This window comes from Limnohabitans sp. 2KL-51 (assembly GCF_003063645.1).
Taxonomy (GTDB): domain Bacteria; phylum Pseudomonadota; class Gammaproteobacteria; order Burkholderiales; family Burkholderiaceae_C; genus Limnohabitans_A.
The window spans coordinates 1-24,921 of record NZ_NESJ01000007.1; the positions used below are offsets into that span (position 1 = coordinate 1).

Here is a 24,921-nt window from a genome sequence, read left to right on the forward strand (position 1 = left end):
CGCCTCACTACAAAGGCAAGCGAAGGGTCATCAGGGCGGAATAACAAAACTCGCCGACAAGCACGACTTCGTTGGTATGTTTAATGGTATGCCGAAACAAAAAAGCGCCCGGAAGGCGCGTATTTGCTGATTGTCTGGCGGGCCAGAAGATACTAGATCGCAAACCGCCTAAATTTCCCAAGAGCAAGCCGATCAAGCACTTGGGCCCCAGTTCATTATTCTAAATGTTGAGACATCTTCTTGTACCGAGAGTTTTCAGATCCTCTATGCTAAAGGCTCCGGAATTAGAACCTGCCAGGTTGTCCCACTGTGCCCCTTCGACCCAAAGCGGTCTTCACGGTGAACCGGCCCCTGACTCAGTTGCAGCGAAAGCAGTCATTCAAGTCGCAAAGTTCGACTAGAATTTTCCTGCACCTTCGGCCTAGAACTTGCGAATTAAACAGATGTTTCACCGTTTTGTATTTGCAAATTTTTTTTCATCACTCATCTGGTGCGCTACGCCTGTTTTCGGACATGAATTGGCACCAATTGTGATCACTGGACATTACGACAATTCAATCGGTACCAGCGAAGCGGCCAGTCAGGGCGTGGTCGGTCCCGAGCTACTTCGCAACCGAGCCATTCAGCGACCTGCCGATGTTCTTGAATACATCCCTGGTATGGTGGTCACCCAGCATTCGGGGGACGGCAAGGCCAATCAATATTTCTTAAGAGGCATGAACCTTGACCACGGAACTGATTTCGCGACCACGGTCAACGGAGTGCCTGTCAATATGCCTAACCACGCTCACGGGCATGGTTACAGCGATCTCAATTTCTTGATCCCTGAACTTGTGCAACGAATGGAGTACCGCAAGGGGCCTTACTTTGCATCTGAAGGTGATTTTTCTTCTGCTGGCTCAGCCAACTTTATGTACCGTACCAGGTTAGACAAACCTTTTGCGGATGTCACCATTGGGCCGCGCGGATATCTCAGAGGTGTAGCAGCGGCCTCCAGAGAGGTCAGCGAGGGTGTGACGTTGTTAACAGCCATTGAGCGATTGAACAACAACGGCCCATGGACCGTCCCAGAGGGCATGCGCAAATCCAATGCTCAATTGATTTTGAGTGGTGGCAGCCCACGTGAAGGTTGGTCTACCAGCCTTTCCGCGTATTCAGCACACTGGAACTCGACGGATCAGATCCCTCAACGCCTCATTGATGTTGGTACATATCAAGGTCAACCGTTCAGTCGGTTTGATTCACTAGACCCAAGCGCTGGCGCCAATACCCATCGAACCAGCTTGTCTGGGAATTGGCATCAGGCTTCAAACCATGGAATGACCAAGGTCGATTGGTATGCGATCAAGTACAACTTGAATTTATTCTCCAATTTCACCTATAGCCTGGACAGACCCAATGACCAGTTTTCGCAGACCGATGACAGATTGGTATGGGGCGGGAAAGCTTACAGATCTTGGTTGACGGACTTGGGAGATGGTCGCAGCATGCAGAACACCTTGGGTGTTCAGTCACGGCAAGATCGAATTCGCGTGGGCTTATATGAAACCGAGGCCAGGCAAATTCAGTCCACTGTTCGTGATGATGATGTTCATCAAACACTGGTTGGGATTTATGGTGAGAACGAGGTGGGTTGGAATTCATGGCTAAGAACAGTCGCCGGATTGCGATTCGATCAGTTCAATGCCAAGGTAACAAGCCATGTACAAGCAGTGAACTCCGGAAAAGCAAATGCCTCCAAGATTTCACCCAAAATTTCCGTGATTTTTGGTCCATGGCATAAGACCGAATTTTTCATCAACGCGGGCAAGGGTTTTCACAGCAACGATGCTCGCGGCACAACAGTCAAAGTGGATCCAAAAACAGGATTGCCGATTGATGCGGTACCAGGCCTGGTCAGTTCGCGTGGACACGAGCTGGGAGTCAAATCAAGAATCCTCCATGACCTGCAAACAACTTTTGCAATTTGGAAGCTCGACCTTGATTCAGAATTGGTTTACGTCGGAGACGCTGGCAACACAGAGGCGGGCCGTCCAAGTCGCCGCACTGGGGTGGAATGGAGCAATCATTGGACACCCGGTGAGCATTTTTTAATGGATGCAAGTTTTGCGTGGACTCGGCCACAATATTCTGACAATGACCCTGCTGGAAATGGCATTACCAACGCTGTGCAGAAGGTGGCGAATTTGACATTCGCTTTGCGTAATTTGGGGCCTTGGTCAGGTTCCTTGGGCGTTCGTTACATAGGAGCCGCCCCGCTCATAGAAGATAACTCTTTTCGTTCCACCTCAAGCCTCACAACCAACCTTCGCATCAACCGAAGGATGTCCAATGCATTTGATATTGCGGTTGACGTGCTGAATTTGACCGATCGCAAGAATAACGATATCGGTTACTACTACAGATCACGTGTATCCGGAGAGCCTTTGGCGGGAGTAGACGGTTTGCATGTTCACCCTGCTCAGCCAAGTACGGTCAGAGTCACCGCGAGATTAAGATTCTGATCTTTTCTGGTATGCACGTTTTGTTGCATTTAAAGACCTCCTCACTCAATATCTTGTGACGGTAAAGGGACGGAAGCACCCGTTCTAGGTGTAGCGATTCAAGTCCGCTTTCAGCCTAAAGCCGCCCCTTAGACTTCTCCACAAACACTTCTTCCATGACCAAGGGGGTTCCCCGGCACATGAACTATGGATTGGAAATCCGAAACATCGCCACAAGTAAATGCTTGCTCGTGCATGCACTAACCCACCCCGCTGAGAAAAAAACCTAGCCAACCGGTATGAACCTATATGAAACCACTGCATACAGGCATCAAGGAGCAAGTCCATGGCTACTAACAAAAACTCATCCTCGAACCCACGGGCTGAAAAAATGGGTGACGTGCTGGACGCCCTGTCCAGTGGCATCGCCAAAACCGCAGCCAACGAACCCAAGTTCGAGCCCCAACACCTGGTTTCAGAGGTCCCGCCCGAACCTGCCCGCCAGCTACTGACCGAAATCATGCTCGCCGATCGCTGGGTGTGTTCAGTCGCACGCCTTCAGCGCTGGCGCACCGTCGGCGAGGGCCCGCAGTACTTGAAGATCGTGGGGAAAGTGCTGTACCGGCTCAAAGACATTGAGGCCTATGAAGAAGCCTGTCTGATCCGGAAGGTGTTCTAGCGGCGCACCCAAGGAGGCCTCGAACGGGTTGTAAATTGTTCGAACGACTTGGAATCAGTTCGAAATAGTCTTGGCGGGGCAGAACATACCTCATCATAAACCGCCTAAGTTTTCCAAGGGCCAATAGATCAAGCTCTTGGGATCCGGTTCATCAGTCTAAATGTTGAGACAGCTGTTTGGCACGGTCATGTAACTGGAAATTCGGATCGACTTGATAGCTCTTCGAGATCGAAGCAACCATACGGCTCCACGAACCCAACGGAGCACGCAGCATGCAATCTCACCCACAAGAACGAATCGACTCAAAGTCCGAGCCAAGTCCCATGGCCATCGTGGGTGCAGTCCTCGCCCAAGGCGCGATCCGCTTTCTCGATCAACAAAAAAGAGAGCAAAGGGCCGCTGAGAAAAGTATCAGCCCCGCTGAGCAGCTACAAAACTGAGTGACTTTACGTGGGGTTCAAGACCTCAGGAATATCGCGTGCGCCGTGCAATATGCGAACGATGGTGACCTGCTCTGTCGTGGACTCAAAAAAGATCACGTAGTTGCCATGCGCGCATGAGCGCAAGTCATCAGACAGCTCGGGCCGCCGCCGATAGCCCGCAGGGTTGAGACAAATCTTTTCGCAATGCGCACGCAACTCAGCCACGAAAGTTCCGGCGCGAACCGGATTGTCTTGTGCAATGTAGTCGCCGATCTCCTCAAGATCGAACGCTGCCAAGGGCGTTATCAGTAACTGCATTAGCGAGCTTGGCGTGTCGCCTGCTGTGCGTATTTGGCTTGTAATCGATCAAACACGGGGTCCGCCGCAAGTGCTGCGCCGCTGGCCTTGCCTGCGGCGATATCATTTCTCAGCGCTTGGAGTTGGATAGCCTGCTGGCGCTCGGTGTCCTCGAGCAAGCGCAGTCCCGCACGGACGACTTCACTCACGTTGTTGTAGCGGCCGCTTTCAACTTGATCGCGGATGAAGGTCTCGAAATGGGGGCTCAGGGCAACGCTGGTGGGCATGACTCTCTCCTAACAGTTAATAACTATTATTATTCACCTGTCGGCACGCCTTGTCAAGATTGACCGGATAGCAACAGCAGCCGCATCTTACAAAGATGTGACCCTTTTTAGTTTCAGACAGCGCTCTAAAGAATTCAGGTAACCGGTTGCATGGCCTTGGACGATGAGCCGGCCACCAAACAGCAAGTTGTTTGCACCCGTACTTTGGCCAGTCGGTTCAACCTCTCAATGAGTTGCAAGAAGCGGTCATGGAGTTCGCCTGCCGGACTGCTGAAAAGTTGCGCCGGTAAGGCAAACACGCGGGGCAAGTGCAAATAGCAAGGCAGTATGAGCAACCTTGGCCGGGTCCGGCATAACCTTCGAACGTTATCAACATTTCTCAAAATTCATATACCCCCCGCGTGGCAGCGTTCTAAAAAGTAGGGGGTGTTTGGATTTGGCCCGAAGGGTAATCGGACGAGCGAATTACAGCGAATAGGCAGTCAGGAGTCCCTGCTCAGGATTTGGGGGGTGGGGGTACGGTGGGTATCAAGGATTCCCGAACAAGGCTCTTCTGGGGAGCCCGTACCGGGTAGTTTCTCTACTTGGTGCGCCTGAACACAAAGTCCCCTACAAGGCTTGAGTTTTCCCACGGCACTTGTGCGCTCTTGGTTTCCTCGACCACCAAGCGTCGTACCTCCTTGAACATCAATTCGATAGGAACATCGGGTTTCTGAATTGCCCTGAGCAGGTTCTTTGTGAATGGGCTGTTCCTCTGACCTTTCGCCCCATCGAGTGCCACCCTGCCCGGTGCCGTTGAGAAAGCAACAAAGGTTCCAGTTGGAGCGTCCATCCTTGCGAGGCCCTGACTGGATGAGCGCCAGCTTCGAGCGAACTCGTTGTTCCTGCAAGCGTCGAGAATCACAATATTTACCCGCTGACGGCTTCGAGTCTGTAGCCCCTCTAACATTTCGAGCCAGCGACTGGCGTCATACGCTTGTTCTTCAAGCTCATATTCGTGCTTTATGTCTGCGTTCACAGGAATGACGTAGTTGCGTCCCTTTGCCTCGATGCCATGTCCTGCATAAAAGATCAGTGCGACCTCGCTCGAAGAAGCAGCGTCGGCAAACTCTCGCGTGGCACCACGCATCTGTGCCAGAGTGGCATCCCGAACCAATATCGTCTCAAATCCCATGCTCCGAAGAGTAGCCGCAACATCAGATGCGTCATTTCCGGGATTCGTCAGAGGCGCACTCTTGTAAGCCGCGTTGCCAATCACTAGTGCAACCCGGCGTTCGTTTTTTGATATCGTCGGACGTGAGGCAGTTTGAGAGGCTGATTGGGCTGCAGCAAGCTGGGCCTCAAGCTCCTGCTGCCTGCGCTTTGCGACTTCAGCCTCAGCGGCTGTTGCTACCAACCGCTGTTCAAGCTCTTGTTGCCGTTGTCGTGAAGCTTGAGCGTCAGCAGTCAGTCGATCTGTTTCAGCGCTGCTGGGCCGCACCGTTTGTACGGGAGGGTTGAAAGGAAAACGGCTTGTGTCAAGGGCAAAAGAATTTACAAGATTGCCATCTGACCAGTTGCCAGATGACACAACCGTTCCATCGAATCTGTATTCAATACCATCACCATCGCGTCTTGCTTCCTTCCAATTTCCAACATATCTATTGCCATTTGAGAAGGTGAAATTCCCAATGCCGTTCATGCGGTAGTTCTTGTACTCGCCAACGTACTTATCGCCATTAGCGTACGAGTAAGTCCCCCAACCATCTACGTTATTTTCTTTCCATTCGCCAACGAACTTATCCCCGTTTTTGTAAGTGAAAGCGCCCTGCCCACTGAAATTTCCGTCTTTGAATTCACCAACATACTGGCCGCCAGCGAAGTTTCTGGTTCCAAAACAGTTTGTCCACCTCGACACATCCCCTTGACAAGGAGGCAATGAAGATTGAGCAAGGGCACTTCCTGCCATCAGGCAGAGGAGAACAAAGCGTATGAGGGAAGTCATGGTGAACATCGTAACGAATTTTGTAATGGCTGAAAATTTCAAGGGAAGTCACGCCTGGAACTTCAGAGGTAGCCGCCCTCAGTAGCCGAGGCGCTCAGGCGACGATGACGCAAAGCCTGCAAGTTGTGACGCACGGACTTCAGCCGCTCGAGGTCCATCTCGCCCATCACCACGCCCTCGCCTTCAGGCAATACCGACACCACCTCACCCCAAGGGTCAATCAACATGCTGTGACCGTAGGTTTGGCGGCCGCTTGCGTGGGTGCCACCTTGCGCTGCCGCCAATACGTAACACTGGTTCTCGATGGCACGAGCACGCAACAAAACATTCCAATGGGCCGAGCCCGTCGGCACGGTAAAGGCAGAGGGCACCAAGATCAGGTCCACCTCACCCATGGCACGGTACAGCTCAGGAAACCGCAGGTCGTAGCAAATAGACATCCCAATACGCCCAAAAGGCGTGTCGGCAGTCACTATCTCTGTTCCCGCCACCATCGTGCGGCCTTCGTCCAAATTACGAGTTCCGTCTTGGTAGCTGAAGAGATGCATCTTGTCGTACCGGGCCACCACTTCGCCCTGAGGGTTGAAGAGCAAGGCAGTATTGGTAACCTTGGCCGAGTCTTGGGTCTTGATGGGGATGGAGCCACCGGCAACCCATATGTCGTGTTGCCGAGCTTTGGAAGCCAACATCTCTTGCATGGGCCCTTGTCCAAAATCTTCAGCAATCTGAAATTTATCGGTTTCATGTAGCCCCATCTGCACAAAGTATTCGGGCAGGGAAACCAGTTGGGCACCGTCGGCAACTGCTTGGTCGATCAGCCTTTCGGCTGTCGCCAAGTTCGTTTCCAAATCAGGTGCGGACACCATTTGAAGTGCAGCAATCTTCATAGATTTAGCGGTTACGTGAAAATTTGAAGCGGTCAACGGGTGATCATCACGATCTGCTCTGCCGCAATGGTCAGCTCGAATTCAACCAGCTCTCCATTTTGAAGCTTCGGGAAGTTCAGGCCTGCCACGTTAAATCGCCCCGGCTTTGCGGCTGGCACAGGCCCTTTGGACTGAGCGCCTTCACCCTGAGCTACTGCTTTATTTCCATCGCAGACAGACAAGAGGGTTGCCTCAGTCAGCTCAACCGCGCGGACCTGCGTCAATTCAGATTTGTTCTTCACTTTCAAGGTGCGCCCGGCATCATCCAATAGACGCACCGATTGAAACTGCGGTGCCCAGACTGAGTTGTCCATCCGCCCGGCGGTGATGCAAGTCGAAGCCTGAACGCCAATCGGCAAAAGACAGGTGGCCAACAAAAGAGATGGTTTTAAGATTGAGAAAGCGTTCATCAGAAGCTCCGATTAAGAGTCATCATAAGTCGCAGATCACGCAGGCACAACCTGCGAACGTTCGCAACATTTCCCAAAATTTATATACCCCCCGGGGGGCAGCGTTTTAAAAGGCAAGGGGGTGCTTTGGCACGAAGGGCAAAGGATGAGCGAATTACAGCGCAAGGGCAGACAGGAGTCCCTGCTCAGGATTTGGGGGGTGGGGGTACGGTGGGGTCTGGCTGTGCTGGGAATTTGGAAGCCCCTGAGTCCTAAGAAGTTTGGTGAGCTTGTTACAGCTTGCTGTCTATCCAACCAACTGGTGACACCAAAACCTTGATCGCTGGTGATCTTTTGATGGTGGGTAAATTGGGGGGTAGAAATAAAAAATGCGCCGGAAGGCGCGTATTTACTAGGTCACTGGCGGAGGAGGAGGGATTCGAACCCTCGGTAGTGTTGCCACTACGCCTGATTTCGAGTCAGGTACATTCGACCACTCTGCCACCCCTCCGGATTCGGTTTCGTTTGTCGAAGAGGTATTCTATCAGGCCAAAAACGTCTCCACGCCGCTCTCTAGCAGCTCCCGCTCTCTACTGAGACAGATGGCGTGGGATAAAACTGCCATCTTGCGCTTTCAACACCCGCCGTTGCAGAAGCGACTAACGCACTCTGCGCTTGCATTTGGGGGTGCGACACCAGCGTTTCGGCAATGAGCCGATCCAAACTTTGGGCCTGCAAAAAAACGGGGTAGGCCCTAGCCAAAAGAAACGAAACACGGCAAAGCGCCTGTATGCGGAACCATGCTCTCCCAGGCTTGGCCGACTTTAGGAAGCCAAAACCCATGCCCAACGCAAAAATACCTTACTGATTCGCAAACGAGGGGCTCCGAGTCTGCAGGCCTGCGTTGGCCTGAGAACAGAAATAACCTCGTTGATGGTTCATGGAAATGCGCTCAAATTAATTCACCAAAATTGATATCAATTCCACCTTTTTGCGAATTCTTGAAAAAGCTTGAAAAGCACTGAGGCTATGATCTTTCGCATGTTGAAAGTGATAAAACTTTATTTGCTGGTCTTCGCCATTTGGCTCACTTCTGGGGCCGCAATGGCCAAAGACCTGGTGGTAGATCGCGCCATTTTTGAAGACGTGACTGCCGCGATGAGTCTTGACCAAGTCAAGGCCGCAACATTTGACCCGGCGCCTGGGGTCATTTTTGAGCGATTCAGCCGCTCAACTTTCTGGGTCAGGCTGTTGGTGGATGCACCGGCTGATGCTGGCCCTTTGGCCGTGCGCATCCGACCCACCCTGCTCGACAGCGCGATGCTTTATTACCCTGCCGCTGAAGCGGGCGGCTCCGAGAGAGTACTGGACCTGAGTGCGCGCTCAGCGCAAAAAGACGCCCGAATTGAACTTCAACCGGGCCTGAGCACCCTCTATTTACGCGCAGAGTCCATCGGTGCAATTCTTATCCATGCGCAAGTGATGACGCAGGCGTCTGGCATGGCACAAGACCTTGATGATTACCTGGAGCTGGGTGCCGTTTTGGCGATTTACGCCTTGCTGACCGTGATCATGGTGGGGTTGGTGGTGATGCGCAGGGACAGTCTGGGTGTTTTTTTCTTTGTTCACCTGCTGGTCTGCCTGGTGCTCTACATCTTGGTGTTTGGGTTTTTCGAAACCTTCCTGGCCGAGGATTGGCTACACGGCAAAACGGCAACCCGCCTGACGGTCATCGCTAATTTTCTGAGTTTTTGCCTGTTGATGCAGTCCGTGATGGGGTACGTGGGCATGCGGCGGCTGCAGAGATGGACACTCTTCGCATCGGCCATCTATGTGGTGCTGATGGTCCTGTTTTTTGTGGCCGATCGTCACCAGGTCTTGCGATTTACCTCGGTGTTCGGGGCTTTGACAACTTTTGCTCTTTTGGGTGTGATGCTGGGCATGTTTGTTGGTTTTTCAAAAAATAAAAGCATTTCCCTGGTCGCCCGACTTATTGCAGGCTTTTTGGTCGCTTTGTTCATTGCGATTGTTTGTCGCTCCATGCTCCAGGTACTGGGCGTTTTAGAAGGCGGCGCTTTCTTGCTGCAGAGCCCAGCCTGGCGTGGTGTTTTTATCCCTTTGGGGTTGGTTGGTTTTCTGTGGCAACGCGACCGCGTACAAAATCATGCGCTGGTCGAGAGCCAAATTGAAAAAGCCATCGCAGAGGTTCAGATGAAAGACAAAACCCAGCGTCTGGCGACGCAGTCTCAGTTCATGGCCATGCTGATGCATGAGCTCAAGACGCCGCTGTACATCATTCAAGTGGCCACCTCATCGTTGAGCCGTCACATCGCTGCCAGCAATCCGGACATCAAGCGGCTGGACAACATCGCACGTGCAGCGGACGACATCAATTTCATCATTGACAGGTGCGTTCAGGCAGACAGACTTGACCAAAGCGATCTGCCTGTCCACAAGACACCTGTAGCACTGAAGACCTTGCTGTCAGAGGTTAAGAACATCAAGGGATACGAGCGCATCACCTGCTCTGGCATTGAACAAGCGAAGGTTGTGACAGACTTTCAGTACGCCCGCATCATCCTGATCAACCTGGTCACCAATGCGCTGAAATACTCCCCCCCAGAGAGCCTGATTCAGCTGAGTGTTCAAGAAGCTCCATTGATGGCTGGGCAGGGTTTGACCATCAGAATCACCAACGCCGTAGCCGGTGCAGGCCGGCCTGACCCCCTGAAAGTTTTTACCCGCTACTACAGGGCCGAGGGTGCCAAAAAAGAAGTCGGTGCAGGCTTGGGCCTGTGGCTGGCCAATTCATTGGCCGTCAAGCTGGGCTCCGAATTGCGCTGCAGCAGTGACGCTGAATATGTTCATTTTGATTTTCAACTGGAGCTGAGTTAATGTCCAAAACCAAATCAACGGCGTCTTTGATACTGGTTGAAGACAATGAGACATTGAGCCAGGAGCTCGAGCACTACCTGACCGAAGAAGGTTTTGATGTGCGATGCGCAGACGGCGGACAGGCCCTAAATGAGGCCTTGCTCGAGCGTCCCGCAGACATCTTAATTTTGGACCTGAACATGGCTGGAGAAGATGGCCTCAGCATCGCTCAAAGAATCCGCAAAAGCATGCCGGCGGTGGGCATATTGATGCTGACGGCCCGCGTGATGAGCTCTGACAAATTGGCCGGCTATGAAAGCGGGGCAGATGTGTACATGACCAAGCCCGCCAGACCCGCTGAACTCTGCGCCGCCATCCGGAATTTGTTGAAGCGATTGGCTCCGCAGTTGATGCGGACCAAATGGGTTTTAGACACCAAGCAATTGAACATTCGTTTTCAACAAACGACGACCATCGCATTGACGAGTGTTGAAGCCGATCTGCTGAGGGCACTGGCACTGGGCAGCGGCTCTGTTGAAGTCGAAGCGATCCAAACCGTGTTGCAAGACCAGAATACGGACAGTGCGAAGTTCAAGCTGCGTCTGGAAGTGCTGATCAGCCGCCTGCGCGTCAAACTCAGTCCGTACACGGACGAAGTCAATCCCATCAAATCAGTCCGTGGTCGAGGTTATCAGCTGTGCTTGGACTTGGAGATTCAATAAAGTAGGATGGATGCTCGCGTGGTGCGGGGCTTGAAGCGACCGCAAGGTCTGCTGCGAATCGCCCCAGCCCGTAGCGATTCATTTCTTTTTATCCGCCTCAGCCAAAGGCCAACGACACGAACGCCAGCCGCGGCATCGTGGCCAGTATGCTCGCCACACTGGACGCCGTCGTCGGCGCCGGTCGCACGCCCCAGCCCCACTGGCCCATAAAGCTGCTGGGATTCAAGACCTTACACGCGGTATTTCACGACTGGTTAAACCGTGTTGCAGTTCGTACTTGAATCCGCCCATGAATTTAACCGGACACTAATGACATTAGGAGTAAGATTAAAATTCGTTGTAGCGCAGACCAACCGCAAGAAAAAAGAGTGGAACTCAAAAAGCATCAATTTGTCTTGCTATTGGAATTCACACCAGAACGCGTGAAAACAGATTAAGGCCAATTTCCACAACACATTCTTGGCCAGCATTTGATCTTTAGATGCTTGAGTTTCCCCAGTGCAATCTTGCACGTGCGCCCTCAGTAATACAAAAGGACCTGATGATGTACAAGCTGCTCCTCTCTCTCCTAGCCGCATCCACCTTAGCCGTCTCCCCCTTGGCCGCCCTCGCCCAGTCCTACCCCTCTAAACTGATCAAGATAGTCGTCCCCTTTCCTGCCGGTGGTGACCTGGAGCCTGTCGCACGCGCACTCGGCGACCATTTCCAGGAAGTTTGGAAGCAGCCTTACATCGTGGACTTCAAGGCTGGCGCACAGGCCATGATCGGAACGGATTACGTGGCACGGTCGCAGCCGGACGGCCACACTCTGCTGATCTGCTCCGTCGGAGCTATGACGATCAACCCAAACCTTTACGACAAAGTGCCGTATACGGTGGGCAAGGATATTGTGCCGGTCTCGCTTGTCGCGACCACACCGATGGTGCTGGTGGTGGGGACTAAGTTACCGGTCAAGAGCTACCAGGAGTTGGTGGCCCACGTGAAGGCCAATCCGGGCAAGGTGTCATTCGCCTCTGCGGGCATCGGTAACGTAACACACCTCGCCGCGGAGTTGTTCGCCCGCCAGGCCGGCCTGTCAATGGTGCACGTCCCTTACAAGGGCGCGCAGGCGGTCATAACCGACCTCATGGGTGGCCACGTCGAGATGTACTTCAATCCGCTGCCGTCGGCGCGCGGCTACCTGAGCCAGAACTCGGACAAAATCCGCGCGCTCGCAGTCACGTCAGCCAAACGCTCACCGCTGCTGCCCGACGTACCGACACTCGACGAGCTGGGACTAAAGGGATTTGACGTCAACTCCTGGTATGGTCTTTGCGCACCAGGTGGGATGCCCAGGGATGTACTCGACAAGCTTAACGCTGAGGTGACCCGAGCCGTGGCAGACCCTAGGACCGCTACGCGGCTCACAAACCTAGGCATGTCGCCGCGCGCGAACACACCGGAGCAGTTCGCCGAAGAAATCCGCAAAGAGAGCGCACAGTGGGGAAAGATTATCAAGGACAACAACATTAAGCCGCAGTGATTGCCCAACGGTCGACTGTATGACTCCCTCAGATCAACTTTTTTAAGACGTACACACCTACCAATTAGCCACCTAGCCAATATCGCTGACCTAAGCCAATGCAATCTGATGCCCAGATTCCTAGTCGCGGTGCGGCGTGCCCCGCTCCTCCAGCCACTTCATCCAGTTGGGAAGCGTCGGGTTTCGAGGCAGCGTCTGGTAGTACTCAGAGACGGGCTGGTAGTGCTGCAAGAGATCTTTCAGTGAATCAACCGCATCGGGCGCACCCTCGCGTTTGGGGGCAAAGTCGATACGCAGGTCCGTGCGCGGGTGAGGACCCAGGTCGTGCACTAGCATGCAAGAGGATCGGTGGCCTCCAATGTCACCGCCAGCGTCCCGACCGGCAACCAGCGCCGCCATCATTCGGTTTTCGAGCGGTTCCCCTTCGCTGTTACGCCATGCCAAGTCCATTGATGGCACCACCTCTGCAGATGCGAGGTAGTTGCCCATCACCAAGTAGCCCTCGCCCGTGATCGCGTCGGCGTGCCCCTTGCACTGTATGCCGGTATGAACGGCAGAGCGCCCTTCCCGATCGACGATTCCGATCTGACGCCATGCGTATTGGTCGTCGGCGCCGGCTAGCTCCTGCAGAACCTTTTGCGGAGTGAAGCCCATCCCGAGCAACTCCAGGGCCAAAGGCCCTAGGGCGGGATTTGTGGCGGCTTGTGTGCTCACCGCGGCCATATTTGAGCGGATGTTAGGGCAACGGCCGCCCACTGCCATTGGGCTAGTAGTCAAGGCGATGCCAAGCTGGCCAGTCTTTGGGTCACGGGCAACAATGGTGAATGTCATGAAAGCGTCCTAGTCAATTGAGGGTTATGCCTTGCGACCTGATCAAATCGCTAAACCGTCTCTCGTCAGCGGTCAGCAGCGCGTCAACTTCGGCGGATGTTCCCCCGCCTACTTCCGTGCCCGACTCTTCGATCTTTGTGCGAATCGAAGGGTCAACAAGTATGGTGTTAACGGCCTTGTTCAACTTGTCCATCACGTCCTTGGGTACACCAGCGGGAGAGATTATCGCGCCCCATGAAGACGCATTGAAGGCGGGGAATCCCGATTCCGCCACGGAGAGGACGTCGGGCTGGTCCAGCAGTCGGCCAGCACCCGTGGCAATCAGCCGCAACCGGCCGCTGGCAATGTGCGGCCGCACGGCGCCATGCGTGTCAAACATCAACTGCGTTCGGCCCGCCATCAACTCGATGTGTGCCGGCCCGGAACCTCGGCTCGGCACATGCACCATGTCTAGCCCCGCGAGGTCATTGAACCAAGCGCCGAAGACGTGTATGTTGCTACCCACCCCGGCCGACCCATAAGAAACTCGACCCTTGTTGGCACGCGCGTAGGTAACGAACTCGCCCACCGTCCTTACGTTTAGGGCGGCAGGCACAACCATAACGATTGGCGACCTAGTGACCACTGCCACCCCGGAGAAGCTCTTCACTGGGTCGAAAGTCAGCCCTGGCATCAGGGCGCCGTTCAGCACGTGCGACGCGGCGACCAGGCCGAGCGTATAGCCATCGGCGGGCGCTTTCGCAAGGAAGGCCGCGCCGATGGCGCCGTTGGCACCGCCACGGTTGTCGATGATGATCGGCTGACCAAGCAGAGCTGAGAGCTTGAAGCTGATAAGCCGTGCAGTGATGTCCGACTGGCCGCCAGGTGGGTAAGGCACCACCATGCGGATCGGCTTGCTGGGGAAGCCCGCTTGCGCGAACACGAGCCTGGGGGTTACAGCCACGAGCAATGCCAGGTAAAGGGCGTTCCTGCGGGATAGCATCATGGTGCGGGCCTCATACGGAGTAAGGGTTCAACGGATAGCCCCACTTTTCGAGAACTGCTTTCTTTGGCTCCACCGATGTCGGATCAAGGGTGCGCCTTACGTAATACGGAATGAGTGGCTTAAACCAATCGAGGATCTTGCGCATCTCCGCGATGGGCTCCAGTGCTACATCGACGCGTAGGTTGACGATGGGGAAGGTATGCTGCTCGTAAACCAGCAATGCGCATGATGTTTGGCCCTCCTCCTGGCCGCCGGCGTCCCGGCCCGCCTCCACCGCGCGCAGCAAACGCTCTTCGAGCTCCTGGTCTTCGCTCGACTCGAAGGCTTTTGTCATAGCTAGAACGACGCCTTTGTTGACCAGGACATTGCCGGTGGAAATGTGGTTATTTCCAACTATCTCGCCGGCCCAGGGACGAGCCCTATCGCCTGTGTTCACTGCCACGTTGCCATTGATGTCGAGGATTGCTATCTGGCGATTTTGGAAGTAGGGGTCGCTTTTACGCAGCGCTTCCAACGCCTGCACCGGCGAATGACCCGCTTCCAGTAGCTGCCTAGCTTCGTCTTTCTGACGACTGTCGCCGGTAGCCTGCACAGAGAACACTGCTCTCCCCGGCACGACGTCAGCACAGCGCCCGCCCACAGCGACGGAACTAGTAGCCTGACAAAAGCCCAGTTTTCCGGTCCTTCGGCAATGTCCGATGATAGTGAAGGTCATGCCGTGCCCGATCTTGATTAGTGGTGGAATCCATAAGAAAGTGTGCAATGTGGAGAGACGACCGCAGAAAATAAATTCACATACGATATCGAGTATGGCACTTCTTTGGTGTCACGTATACACGAAGCGGACTCCGAATTTGGGACAGGTGTTTAAGTGGGACACTGTCTAAAGAAACGGGTTACGAATGACTGAGTCAAAAAAGCGAAGAGTTCATTCGCCGGAGTTCAAGGCCAAGGTGGGGCTGGAGGCGCTTGGTGGGATGAAGACCATCAACCAAATCGCCCAAGAGCACGGCGTCCATCCAATTCAGGTCGGCCAATGGAAGCGAGAGATCCAAGCCCAGGCCAAAAGTCTTTTTGAGGGCAAGCGTGGACCTCAGCCAGTTTCAGCAGAGAGTGCGCCAGAGCGGCTCTACGGTGAGATCGGGCGCTTGAAGATGGAGCTTGACTGGCTCAAAAAAAAGTCCGGGATCAGCCTGCCATGATCCGTCATGCTTGGATAAGCGCCCATGCCAATGTCACACAAGGCAGCCGAGCTGCTCAAGCGCCTAAACGATTAGGAATACATGCGAACCCCTTCTAGGGCAGCCGCAAGAACGAGCGTGGCGCACCCACAGCACAAGGTCTACCCCTACTTGCTGCGTGGCGTGCCCGTGGTGCGGGCCAACCAGGTCTGGAGCACGGACATCACGTATGTGCGGTTGGTACGCGGCTTTGCCTACTTGGTGGCTGTGATCGACTGGTACTCCCGTCGGGTTCTGAGTTGGCGAATCAGCAACAGCATGGAAGCTGCGTTTTGCGTGGACTGCCTGGAGGACGCCTTGCGCGAGCATGGCAAGCCCGAGGTGTTCAACAGCGACCAGGGCAGCCAATTCACCAGCGAGGCCTTCACGGACGTTGTGAAACGCGAGGCCATTGCCATCAGCATGGACGGCCGGGGCCGGGCGTATGACAACATCTTTGTGGAGCGGCTTTGGAGGAGCGTCAAACACGAAGACGTGTACCTCAACGGCTACGCCACCATGGGCGAGTTGTTGGTCGGTCTGACGAAATACTTTGTCTTATACAACACTGAGCGCCCGCACCAGTCACTGGACAACCAGACGCCGCAAGAGGTTCATAAAACGTCAAGCGGTGGTGGTGCGATGATCGTTGAAAAATACCGGAGCCAAGAAAGACTCCCAGTTGCGCTGCGCTCCAGCGGGACTGAGGCCGAGGAAGTCAGGATTGAGATTGAGCCTGCAATACAAAAGGCAAAAACCGGGGCAACGCCGTCCAGCTGCGAGAAGTTGAGTGCAACTTAAACTGACCTCAAGTCTGTCCTGACTTTGGGGTCCACTTCAGCCATCCCTCAGGATTCGGTTTCATTTGTCGGAGCAAAGATCCTATCAGGCCGACAGCGTCTCCAAGCCGCCCAAGTAAGGACGCAGTACCTCAGGCACCGTCACCGAACCATCCGCGTTTTGGTAGTTCTCCAGCACCGCCACCAACGCACGGCCCACGGCCAAGCCCGAACCGTTCAAGGTGTGGACCAGCTCGTTTTTGCCTTGCGCGTTCTTGAAGCGTGCCTGCAAGCGTCGGGCCTGAAAGGCCTCGCAGTTGGACACCGAGCTGATCTCACGGTACACGCCTTGCGCTGGCACCCAGACTTCAAGGTCATAGGTTTTGCTCGCACCAAAACCCATGTCACCGGTGCACAGGCTCATCACGCGGTAGGGCAAGCCCAGCTTTTGCAAAATGGCTTCGGCGTGGCCGGTCATGGCTTCGAGCGCTTCGTAGCTGTGCTCGGGGTGCACGATCTGCACCATCTCGACTTTGTCGAACTGGTGCTGACGAATCAGGCCGCGCACATCGCGCCCGCCACTGCCCGCCTCGGACCGAAAGCACGGGGTGTGTGCCGTGAGTTTGATGGGCAAATCAGCCTCGGCCAAGACTTCGTCGCGCACGACGTTGGTGAGCGTCACTTCGGAGGTGGGGATCAGGTACAGGGCCTGGCTTTCCTCACCTTCTTGGCCACCCTTGTTGGCAGCAAACAAATCGGCTTCGAACTTGGGCAGCTGACCTGTGCCGCGCAGGGTTTCGGCATTCACGATGTAAGGCGTGTAGCACTCGGTGTAACCATGCTCACTGGTCTGTACATCCAGCATGAACTGGGCCAGCGCCCGGTGCAAACGTGCCACCGGGCCACGCATGAAGGTGAAACGCGAGCCGGTCAACTTGGTGCCGGTGGCAAAGTCCAGGCCCAGCTTTTCGCCGATGTCCACATGGTCTTTGACCTCAAAGTCGAAACTGCGCACAGTGCCCCAACGACGCACCTCGATGTTGCCTTCTTCGCCCTCGCCCAGCGGCACGCTCTCGTGCGGCAAGTTGGGCACCGCCAGCAGGAGGTCTTGCAGTTCGGCCTGAAGCACCTCCAGGCGCTGCGCCGAAGCGTCCAGCTCGTCCTTGATCGCGCCCACTTGGGCCATGACCGCATCGGCCTCGGCGTGCTGACCTTTGCCCTTGAGCATGCCTATTTGCTTGGACAGGCTGTTGCGCTGGCTTTGCAGCTCTTCGGTGCGGGTTTGCAGCGTTTTGCGCTCGCCTTCCAGAACGCGAAACGCATCCACGTCCAAGAAGAGCTGAGGATTTTTACGGGTCTGTAAACGCGCGATCACGGCGTCCAGATCTTTGCGGAGTAGAACAATATCAAGCATGGGGCGATTGTAGTGAGCCCGATTCAGGGTTTTCTGCAGAATCCACCTTCAAGCCCTTGGGCAGCGGGAACTTGATGGTTTCCTGAATGCCGTCCAAGGTGCGCACCGACACTGCGCCCATGGCACGCAGGCGCTGAATGACGTCTTGCACCAGCACATCCGGGGCCGAGGCACCGGCGGTCAAGCCCACTTTCAGCGTGCCCTCAAACCAAGCGGGGTCCAGGTCGGCCGCGCTGTCCACCATGTAAGCAGGCGTTCCCAGGCGGTCGGCCAATTCGCGCAGGCGGTTGCTGTTGGAACTGGTGGGGCTGCCCACCACGATCACCACGTCCACCATCGGGCTCATGAGCTTGACGGCGTCTTGCCGGTTTTGGGTAGCGTAGCAAATGTCCTGCTGCTTGGGCTCGCGCACCTGCGGAAAGCGGGCCCTGACAGCGGCTACGATCTCTGCCGCATCGTCCACGCTCAGGGTGGTTTGCGTCACCACCGCCAGCAAGTCGGTCTGGGAGGGTTCCACCATGGCAACGTCTTCCACGTCTTCTACCAAATGAATACCGCTGTCGAGCTGGCCCATGGTGCCCTCCACCTCAGGGTGGCCCTTGTGGCCGATCATGATGAACTCATAGCCCTCTTTGTGCAGCTTGGCCAGCTCCACATGCACCTTGCTCACCAAGGGGCAGGTGGCGTCAAAAATCCTGAATCCGCGCTCTACCGCTTCGTCCTGGATCGCCCTGCTCACCCCGTGGGCGCTGAATATCAGCGTGGATCCGGGCGGCACATCGGACAACTCTTCGATGAAGATCGCGCCCTTTTTTTTCAGGTCGTCCACCACGTAGGTGTTGTGCACAATCTCGTGCCGCACATAAATTGGCCGGCCAAATTTGGTGAGCGCATGCTCCACGATGTCAATCGCACGGTCCACCCCGGCGCAAAAGCCACGCGGCTCGGCCAACAGCACTTCAGATGTCATCACAGCACTCCAATCAGTTCAACTTCAAAGGTCACAGGCTGACCGGCCAAGGGGTGGTTGAAGTCAAACTTCACCGCTCCCTCCGCGTTCACTTCCAGCACCGTGCCCGCATACGAGCCCAAGCCGTCCGGTGTGGGGAATTGCACCACATCGCCTGCCACATATTTTTCGGTCGGATCACCCAATTCGCTCAGCAGCTTGCGGGCCACCCATTGCTGCATGTCGGCAATGTGTTCGCCAAAGGCCTCGCCGGCCGGGATCTCCATCACCACTCGGGTGCCTTCGCCCAAGCCCAACAAGCGCTGCTCGAGGGCGGGCGACAAGGTGCCCGAACCCAGCGACAGGGTGGCGGGCTTTTCATGGAAAGTGTTGATGATGTCGCCCTGCGGCCCGGCCAGGCGGTAGTGAAGCGTCAAAAAAGAGGCGGGTTCGACAATGGACATAAGGGTTTTCTGGAATGCCGCAAACGCGGCCAAACGGGCATAAAGGAGCCATTATTGTAAAAAGCCCGGCCAACCCGCCCCACAAAAGGGGCAAGAAGGACCGAAGGCCGCTCCGGGGAGGGGCAAGACATGAGCATGAAGGACTTGCCGGCCGATGCGCGCCCGCGCGAAAAATTGCTCGCCCGAGGGCCACAGGCCCTGAGCGATGTGGAGTTGCTGGCCATTTTGCTGCGCACCGGCATGGTGGGCAAAAACGTCTTCCAGCTGTCAGAAGAATTACTCGGACCCGACGGCATCGCGGGCTTGCTGCAGGCCACGGCGCAGTCACTTAAATTGGTTAAGGGTCTGGGCCCGGCCAAACAGGCCGAGCTGCTGGCCGTGTTCGAGCTGGCACGACGGGCCTTAGGCCAGCGCCTGAAAGAGCGCGAGGCATTCCAAACGCCGGGCGCCGTCAAACAGTATTTGCAGTTGCAGCTGGCGTACAAAAATCACGAAGTCTTTGCGGTGCTGTTTCTGGACAGCCAAAACCGCATGCTGGCCATGGAAGAACTTTTTCGGGGCACCCTCAGCCAGACCTCGGTCTACCCCCGCGAAGTGGTCATGCGCGCCCTGCACCACCAGGCCGCCGCTGTGGTGCTGTCGCACAACCACCCCAGCGGCTCGGTGCAGCCCAGCCGCGCCGACGAGCACCTGACCCAGACTCTCAAGGCCTCCTTGGCGCTGGTCGATGTGCGTGTGCTCGACCACATCATCGTGGGGCAAGGGCAGGCACTGTCGATGGCCGAAGCAGGATTGATGTGAGGGTCGGTAAACTCACGGATTTACACCAACACCCTGCCGCCCATGTCTCACTACCACCTCTACGCCATCGGCAATGCCCTGGTCGACACCGAATACGAAGTCTCTGACGCCTTGCTGCACACCATGGGCGTGAGCAAGCGCCACATGACGCTGATCGACACCCCCCAACGCGCCGAACTGCTCACCCACGTGCAAGGCCTGCACGCCCGGCGCACCGGTGGTGGCTCGGCCGGCAATACCGTGGTGGCGCTGGCCCAATTGGGCGGCAAAGCCTTTTACTCATGCCGGGTGGCCGACGACGAGTTGGGTGCCTTCTACAGCCAAGACCTGCAAGCCAACGGCGTGGCCACCAACCTGACCCACACCAAAGCGCAAGCAGGCCAGACCGGCAGCTGCATGGTGCTGGTCACGCCCGATGCCGAGCGCAGCATGTGCACCTTTTTAGGTGCCACCTCGCAGCTAGACGCCTCGGCCCTGCATCCGCAAGACATCGCCAAGTCCAAAATTTATTACATGGAAGGCTACCTGGCCGCTTCGCCCAGTGGCCTCGAAGCCGCAGTCCAAGGCCGCCAAATCGCCATTGAGCACCAAGTGGCCACGGCTCTGACGCTCAGCGATGTGAGCATGATCAACTTCTGCCGTGCAGGCCTGCAAGCCATGATCGGCAACGGCCTGGGCTATTTGTTTGCCAACGAAGAAGAAGCGCAAACCTGGTGCGGCACCACCGAGCTCGACGCCATCATTGGCCAGCTGTCGGCTTTGGCGAAAACCGTATGCCTGACGCGTGGCCCCAAGGGCTGCATCGTCGTGCAAGGCCAGCAGCGCATCGCAGTGCCCGCCTTGCCCACCCAAGCGGTGGACACCAATGGTGCCGGCGACATGTTTGCAGGTGCCTTTTTGTTCGGCATCACCCACGGTCAAAGCCCGGCGCAAGCGGCCGCACTGGCCAACCGCGCTGCCGCTGCGGTGGTCAGCCAGCACGGCAACCGCTTGACAGCCGCGCAACTGCAGCAGATTCACGCCGACTTCCAGAAGGCCTGAGCATGAAAAAAATTCTCCTCCTCGGCTCCGGTGAACTCGGCAAAGAATTCGTCATCAGCGCCAAACGCTTGGGCTGCCATGTGATGGCCTGCGACAGCTATGCGGGTGCCCCCGCCATGCAAGTGGCCGACGAGTTTTGTGTCTTCAGCATGCTCGACGAAGCGCCACTGCGCGCGGCCATCGCCAAGTACCAGCCCGATTTGATCGTGCCCGAGATCGAGGCCATCCGCACCGAGGTGCTGCTGGAGGTTGAAAAGGAAGGCTTTGAGGTCATCCCCAGCGCCCGCGCCGCCAACCTGACCATGAACCGCGACCGCATCCGCGATGTGGCCGTGGGCTTGGGCGTGCGCACAGCGAAGTTCAGCTACGCCGACTCGGCCGTCGAACTGCTGGCCAAAGCCACCGAGATCGGTTTTCCGGTCGTCATCAAACCGGTGATGAGTTCATCGGGCAAAGGCCAGAGCGTGGCCAAGACGGCTGCCGACGTGCAGATAAGCTGGGACTTCGCCTGCGCCGGTATGCGCGGCGATCGCCAGAAAGTCATCGTCGAAGAATTCATCCACTTCGAGTTTGAAATCACCTTGCTCACCATCCGACAGCGCAACGGCCAAACCCTGTTTTGCCCGCCCATTGGCCATGTGCAAGAGCGCGGCGACTACCAGTACAGTTGGCAGCCCCAAGGCATGAAGCCCGAGCAACTTTTGGCAGCACAGCAAATGGCCGAAAAAGTCACCACCGACCTGGGCGGCGCGGGCCTGTTCGGCGTGGAGTTTTTCGTGACGAAAGACGAGGTGATCTTCAGCGAACTGAGCCCTCGCCCGCACGACACCGGCATGGTCACCCTCATCAGCCAAAACCTGAGCGAATTTGACCTGCACGCCCGCGCCATTTTGGGCTTACCGATCCCCAGCATCGAGTGCGTAGAAGGTGCCAGCGCTGTGGTGCTGGCCGACAAGGATGGCGAAAACCCCCGCTTCAGGGGTGTGGCAGAAGCCCTTAGCGAACCCGGCGTGGACGTGCGCATCTTTGGCAAACCCACCACCCGGCCCTATCGCCGCATGGCGGTGGCGCTGGCCCAAGGCGACAACGCGCTGCAACGGGCGCGTGAGGCTGCAGCCAAAATTTCGGTGGTGGTCTAAACCCATGAGCACCATCCTTGTCACGGGCGGCGCAGGCTACATCGGCTCGCACACGGCGGTAGAACTCTTGAACGCGGGACACCAGGTGGTCATCGTCGACAACTTGTGTAACAGCAGCGCCAAGGTGCTCGACCGGATCGAGGCCCTCGCGGGCAAGAACTTCAACTTCGTCCAGGCCGATGTGCGCGACAGCGCAGCAATCGACCGGATCTTTGCCGAACACCGCATCGACGGCGTCATCCACTTTGCGGGCCTCAAAGCCGTGGGTGAGTCGGTGGCCCAACCACTGCGCTACTTTGACAACAACGTGGGCAGCACCTTGGCCTTGCTGCACGCCATGGACCGTGCCAACGTGCGCCGCATTGTGTTCAGCTCATCGGCCACGGTGTATGGCGACCCCGAGCAGGTGCCCATCACCGAAGACAGCCGCCTGCAGGTTACCAACCCTTATGGACGCACCAAGCTGATCTGCGAAGACATCCTGCGTGACCTGCAACAGGCCGACCCGCGCTGGCATGTGGCCATCCTGCGCTACTTCAACCCGGTCGGCGCACACATCAGCGGCACCATCGGCGAAAACCCGAGTGGCACCCCCAACAACTTGATGCCCTTCATCACCCAAGTGGCAGTGGGGCAACGCGAGTTTTTGAGCATTTTTGGCAAGGATTACCCCACACCCGATGGCACGGGGGTGCGCGACTACATCCATGTGGTCGACTTGGCGCAGGGGCATCTGGCCGCGCTCAAGTACCTGAACGACCGCCAAGCCAGCATCACCGTCAACTTGGGCACCGGGCGCGGCGTGAGCGTGCAGGAACTGGCTGACACTTTTGCCCGCGTGACGGGTGTACCCGTGCCCTACCGCTTTGTGGAGCGCCGCCCCGGTGATGTGGCGGCCTGCTACGCCGACACGCGCCTGGCCCAAGAAGCGCTGGGCTGGCAGGCGCAATTGGGGGTCGAGCGCATGTGCCAGGACGCCTGGCGCTGGCAATCGAACAATCCAAAGGGGTATTGACACGGGCAGGTTCCCTGAAAGGCAAGCCCGTGATGGCCTGCTTGCGGGATCACTCAGCGCAACGGTGGACGGATCTGGCCACCGAAGTATCGGCTCAGGAAAACTTGTCGGCCTCAGCCCATGACGCCGCAGCAGCGTCCTTGGCCGCCAACAGGGGCTGGCCTGTCATCGGCCAGACAATGCCCACCGTAGGGTCATCCCAGCTCAGGCTGCGCTCGTGGACGGGGTACCAGTAATCGGTGGTTTTGTACAAAAACTCGGCCGATTCACTGAGCACCACAAAACCGTGTGCAAAACCCGGCGGCACCCACAGCTGCTGGTGCTTTTGCGCATCCAAGTACACCCCCACCCATTGGCCAAAAGTGGCCGAGCTTTGGCGCAAATCCACCACCGCATCAAACACCTGGCCTTGCACCACGCGTACCAGCTTGCCCTGGGGGTTCTGGATTTGGTAGTGCAAGCCGCGCAAAACGCCTTGCGCGGATTTGCTGTGGTTGTCTTGCACGAAGGGCAAATCAACACCTGTTTTTTCAGCAAAGTCGCGCTGGTTGAAGGACTCAAAGAAGAAGCCCCGCGCGTCCCCAAAGACCTTGGGCTCAAGGATCAGGACTTCGGGCAAGGCGGTGGGTGTCACGGTGTAGGGCATTATTTCAGCAAGTTCAAAAGGTATTGGCCGTAGCCATTTTTGGCCAAGGGCGCGGCCAGCTTCTGCACAGCCGCCGCATCGATCCACTTTTGCGAGAAAGCAATTTCCTCTGGGCAAGCCACCATCAGGCCTTGGCGCTTTTGCAATGTGGCAATGAAGCCTGCGGCTTCGAGCAAACTGTCGTGTGTGCCTGTGTCCAACCAGGCATAACCTCGACCCATGATTTCCACGTTGAGCTGGTTCAGCTCGAGATAGCGCTTGTTCACATCGGTGATTTCCAGCTCGCCACGCGGTGAAGGCTGGATCTCGGCGGCGATGTCGCACACCTGCTGGTCGTAAAAGTACAAGCCTGTGACGGCATAGTTGCTTTTGGGTGTTTTGGGCTTTTCTTCGATGCTCAGCGCACGTTGATGCCCGTCAAAATCCACCACCCCATAACGCTCCGGGTCGTGCACATGGTAAGCAAACACACTGGCGCCGTGGGTGCGTTCGTTGGCATTGGCCAAGAGCTTCACCAAATCGTGGCCGTAGTAGATGTTGTCGCCCAGTACCAGGGCGCTCGGGTCGTTGCCCACAAAGTCCTTGCCAATGATGAAAGCCTGCGCCAGACCATCTGGACTGGGCTGCACCGCGTACTGGATGTTCATGCCCCACTGGCTGCCGTCGCCCAGCAGTTCGGTAAAACGTGGCGTGTCTTGCGGCGTGCTGATCAGCAACACATCGCGAATGCCCGCCAACATGAGCGTGGTCAGCGGGTAATACACCATAGGCTTGTCGTACACCGGCATGAGCTGCTTGCTCACCGCTTGGGTCACGGGGTACAGGCGGGTGCCGGAGCCGCCTGCGAGGATGATGCCTTTTCGATTTGTCATGCGATGCATTTTAGAACACCCCACTTTTCATGGGCGGTCAATGCAGGCGCAGCGGCACCTTGAATCACCACACTGTTCGAGCAACACGCTCAAGGCATGTTGGCTCGACTCGCTTAAATAACAGATGGATGCATCGCTGGTGACTCGAGCTTATCAAGTCAGGGGCGTCTCGAACGGCGT

At 56.4% G+C, this 24,921-nt stretch carries 23 protein-coding genes, 1 tRNA gene and 1 pseudogene; 11 read left to right on the forward strand and 14 right to left on the reverse strand.

Features of this window, described 5'->3' with window-relative positions; translation table 11 throughout:
- Positions 1 to 443 precede the first annotated feature (443 nt).
- The 3 genes from B9Z49_RS08625 to B9Z49_RS21785 all read left to right on the forward strand — a co-directional run bounded on the left by B9Z49_RS08625 (position 444) and on the right by B9Z49_RS21785 (position 3,602).
- Positions 444 to 2,504: a TonB-dependent receptor gene (locus tag B9Z49_RS08625; protein WP_108353051.1), complete on the forward strand. Its 2,061-nt coding sequence runs from the start codon at positions 444 to 446 to the stop codon at positions 2,502 to 2,504.
- Between the two features lie 325 nt (positions 2,505 to 2,829).
- Positions 2,830 to 3,162 (forward strand): hypothetical protein, encoded by a 333-nt coding sequence (locus B9Z49_RS08630; RefSeq protein WP_233254568.1) that lies wholly within the window; start codon positions 2,830 to 2,832, stop codon positions 3,160 to 3,162.
- A 272-nt stretch (positions 3,163 to 3,434) separates the two neighbouring features.
- Positions 3,435 to 3,602 carry a hypothetical protein gene (locus B9Z49_RS21785; protein ID WP_158273459.1) on the forward strand — a complete coding sequence of 56 codons (168 nt, stop codon included), beginning with the start codon at positions 3,435 to 3,437 and terminating at the stop codon, positions 3,600 to 3,602.
- Positions 3,603 to 3,608: 6 nt separating this feature from the next.
- Here the strand turns inward: B9Z49_RS21785 and B9Z49_RS08635 are convergent, their stop codons facing one another.
- From B9Z49_RS08635 to B9Z49_RS08665, 6 genes are all read right to left on the reverse strand, one after another.
- Positions 3,609 to 3,881 (reverse strand): type II toxin-antitoxin system RelE/ParE family toxin, encoded by a 273-nt coding sequence (locus B9Z49_RS08635; protein ID WP_233254569.1) that lies wholly within the window; start codon positions 3,879 to 3,881, stop codon positions 3,609 to 3,611.
- 20 nt (positions 3,882 to 3,901) lie between these two features.
- Positions 3,902 to 4,168 (reverse strand): type II toxin-antitoxin system ParD family antitoxin, encoded by a 267-nt coding sequence (locus tag B9Z49_RS08640; RefSeq protein WP_108353054.1) that lies wholly within the window; start codon positions 4,166 to 4,168, stop codon positions 3,902 to 3,904.
- A 580-nt stretch (positions 4,169 to 4,748) separates the two neighbouring features.
- The gene (locus B9Z49_RS08650; RefSeq protein WP_146188507.1) at positions 4,749 to 6,194 is read right to left on the reverse strand and encodes a caspase family protein; all 1,446 of its coding nucleotides are present in this window, start codon (positions 6,192 to 6,194) and stop codon (positions 4,749 to 4,751) included.
- Positions 6,195 to 6,214: 20 nt separating this feature from the next.
- Positions 6,215 to 7,039, reverse strand: coding sequence for a carbon-nitrogen hydrolase family protein (locus tag B9Z49_RS08655; protein ID WP_108353057.1), 825 nt, complete (start codon positions 7,037 to 7,039; stop codon positions 6,215 to 6,217).
- A 32-nt stretch (positions 7,040 to 7,071) separates the two neighbouring features.
- Positions 7,072 to 7,488: a hypothetical protein gene (locus tag B9Z49_RS08660; RefSeq protein ID WP_108353058.1), complete on the reverse strand. Its 417-nt coding sequence runs from the start codon at positions 7,486 to 7,488 to the stop codon at positions 7,072 to 7,074.
- 400 nt (positions 7,489 to 7,888) lie between these two features.
- Positions 7,889 to 7,978: transfer RNA gene (locus B9Z49_RS08665), tRNA-Ser, on the reverse strand.
- A 530-nt stretch (positions 7,979 to 8,508) separates the two neighbouring features.
- On the opposite strand from B9Z49_RS08665, the gene B9Z49_RS08670 reads away from it, so the two are divergent.
- The 3 genes from B9Z49_RS08670 to B9Z49_RS08680 all read left to right on the forward strand — a co-directional run bounded on the left by B9Z49_RS08670 (position 8,509) and on the right by B9Z49_RS08680 (position 12,585).
- The gene (locus B9Z49_RS08670; RefSeq protein ID WP_158273460.1) at positions 8,509 to 10,362 is read left to right on the forward strand and encodes an ATP-binding protein; all 1,854 of its coding nucleotides are present in this window, start codon (positions 8,509 to 8,511) and stop codon (positions 10,360 to 10,362) included.
- A complete protein-coding gene (locus tag B9Z49_RS08675) occupies positions 10,362 to 11,063 on the forward strand; it encodes a response regulator transcription factor (protein ID WP_108353060.1) in 702 nt (233 codons plus the stop codon). The genes B9Z49_RS08670 and B9Z49_RS08675 overlap by 1 nt, the downstream gene beginning before the upstream one ends.
- A gap of 544 nt (positions 11,064 to 11,607) precedes the next feature.
- Positions 11,608 to 12,585 carry a tripartite tricarboxylate transporter substrate binding protein gene (locus tag B9Z49_RS08680; RefSeq protein WP_158273461.1) on the forward strand — a complete coding sequence of 326 codons (978 nt, stop codon included), beginning with the start codon at positions 11,608 to 11,610 and terminating at the stop codon, positions 12,583 to 12,585.
- Positions 12,586 to 12,705: 120 nt separating this feature from the next.
- Here B9Z49_RS08680 and B9Z49_RS08685 read toward each other — a convergent pair whose 3' ends face one another.
- The 3 genes from B9Z49_RS08685 to B9Z49_RS08695 are packed head-to-tail and all read right to left on the reverse strand — an operon-like array spanning position 12,706 to position 15,116.
- Positions 12,706 to 13,416 carry a DUF1028 domain-containing protein gene (locus B9Z49_RS08685; protein ID WP_108353062.1) on the reverse strand — a complete coding sequence of 237 codons (711 nt, stop codon included), beginning with the start codon at positions 13,414 to 13,416 and terminating at the stop codon, positions 12,706 to 12,708.
- Positions 13,417 to 13,429: 13 nt separating this feature from the next.
- Positions 13,430 to 14,401 carry a tripartite tricarboxylate transporter substrate-binding protein gene (locus tag B9Z49_RS08690; RefSeq protein WP_108353063.1) on the reverse strand — a complete coding sequence of 324 codons (972 nt, stop codon included), beginning with the start codon at positions 14,399 to 14,401 and terminating at the stop codon, positions 13,430 to 13,432.
- Between the two features lie 10 nt (positions 14,402 to 14,411).
- On the reverse strand, positions 14,412 to 15,116 hold the full coding sequence (locus B9Z49_RS08695; RefSeq protein ID WP_108353064.1) for a DUF1028 domain-containing protein: 705 nt from the start codon (positions 15,114 to 15,116) through the stop codon (positions 14,412 to 14,414).
- A gap of 187 nt (positions 15,117 to 15,303) precedes the next feature.
- On the opposite strand from B9Z49_RS08695, the pseudogene B9Z49_RS22545 reads away from it, so the two are divergent.
- Positions 15,304 to 16,296: pseudogene (locus B9Z49_RS22545) on the forward strand (IS3 family transposase); the annotation flags it as partial.
- Between the two features lie 210 nt (positions 16,297 to 16,506).
- On the opposite strand, the gene serS reads toward B9Z49_RS22545, so the two are convergent.
- The 3 genes from serS to B9Z49_RS08720 are packed head-to-tail and all read right to left on the reverse strand — an operon-like array spanning position 16,507 to position 19,227.
- Positions 16,507 to 17,814, reverse strand: a complete 1,308-nt coding sequence (gene serS, locus B9Z49_RS08710; protein WP_108353065.1) for a serine--tRNA ligase — start codon at positions 17,812 to 17,814, stop codon at positions 16,507 to 16,509.
- Positions 17,807 to 18,784 carry a 4-hydroxy-3-methylbut-2-enyl diphosphate reductase gene (gene ispH / locus B9Z49_RS08715; protein WP_108353066.1) on the reverse strand — a complete coding sequence of 326 codons (978 nt, stop codon included), beginning with the start codon at positions 18,782 to 18,784 and terminating at the stop codon, positions 17,807 to 17,809. The genes serS and ispH overlap by 8 nt, the downstream gene beginning before the upstream one ends.
- Positions 18,784 to 19,227 carry a peptidylprolyl isomerase gene (locus tag B9Z49_RS08720; protein ID WP_108353067.1) on the reverse strand — a complete coding sequence of 148 codons (444 nt, stop codon included), beginning with the start codon at positions 19,225 to 19,227 and terminating at the stop codon, positions 18,784 to 18,786. The genes ispH and B9Z49_RS08720 overlap by 1 nt, the downstream gene beginning before the upstream one ends.
- 129 nt (positions 19,228 to 19,356) lie before the next feature.
- On the opposite strand from B9Z49_RS08720, the gene radC reads away from it, so the two are divergent.
- From radC to galE, 4 genes are read left to right on the forward strand one after another with little or no spacing between them, the layout of a single operon-like run.
- Positions 19,357 to 20,028 carry a DNA repair protein RadC gene (gene radC / locus B9Z49_RS08725; protein WP_108353068.1) on the forward strand — a complete coding sequence of 224 codons (672 nt, stop codon included), beginning with the start codon at positions 19,357 to 19,359 and terminating at the stop codon, positions 20,026 to 20,028.
- A 42-nt stretch (positions 20,029 to 20,070) separates the two neighbouring features.
- Positions 20,071 to 21,069: an adenosine kinase gene (locus tag B9Z49_RS08730; protein ID WP_108353069.1), complete on the forward strand. Its 999-nt coding sequence runs from the start codon at positions 20,071 to 20,073 to the stop codon at positions 21,067 to 21,069.
- A 2-nt stretch (positions 21,070 to 21,071) separates the two neighbouring features.
- Positions 21,072 to 22,208: a formate-dependent phosphoribosylglycinamide formyltransferase gene (gene purT / locus B9Z49_RS08735; protein WP_108353070.1), complete on the forward strand. Its 1,137-nt coding sequence runs from the start codon at positions 21,072 to 21,074 to the stop codon at positions 22,206 to 22,208.
- A 4-nt stretch (positions 22,209 to 22,212) separates the two neighbouring features.
- Positions 22,213 to 23,223 carry a UDP-glucose 4-epimerase GalE gene (galE, locus tag B9Z49_RS08740; RefSeq protein ID WP_108353071.1) on the forward strand — a complete coding sequence of 337 codons (1,011 nt, stop codon included), beginning with the start codon at positions 22,213 to 22,215 and terminating at the stop codon, positions 23,221 to 23,223.
- A 94-nt stretch (positions 23,224 to 23,317) separates the two neighbouring features.
- Here the strand turns inward: galE and rfbC are convergent, their stop codons facing one another.
- Complete coding sequence (rfbC, locus tag B9Z49_RS08745; RefSeq protein ID WP_108353072.1) at positions 23,318 to 23,869, reverse strand: dTDP-4-dehydrorhamnose 3,5-epimerase; 552 nt, start codon at positions 23,867 to 23,869, stop codon at positions 23,318 to 23,320.
- Positions 23,869 to 24,741, reverse strand: coding sequence for a glucose-1-phosphate thymidylyltransferase RfbA (gene rfbA / locus B9Z49_RS08750; RefSeq protein WP_108353227.1), 873 nt, complete (start codon positions 24,739 to 24,741; stop codon positions 23,869 to 23,871). Before rfbA ends, rfbC begins: the two co-directional genes overlap by 1 nt.
- Between the last annotated feature and the right edge of the window lie 180 nt (positions 24,742 to 24,921).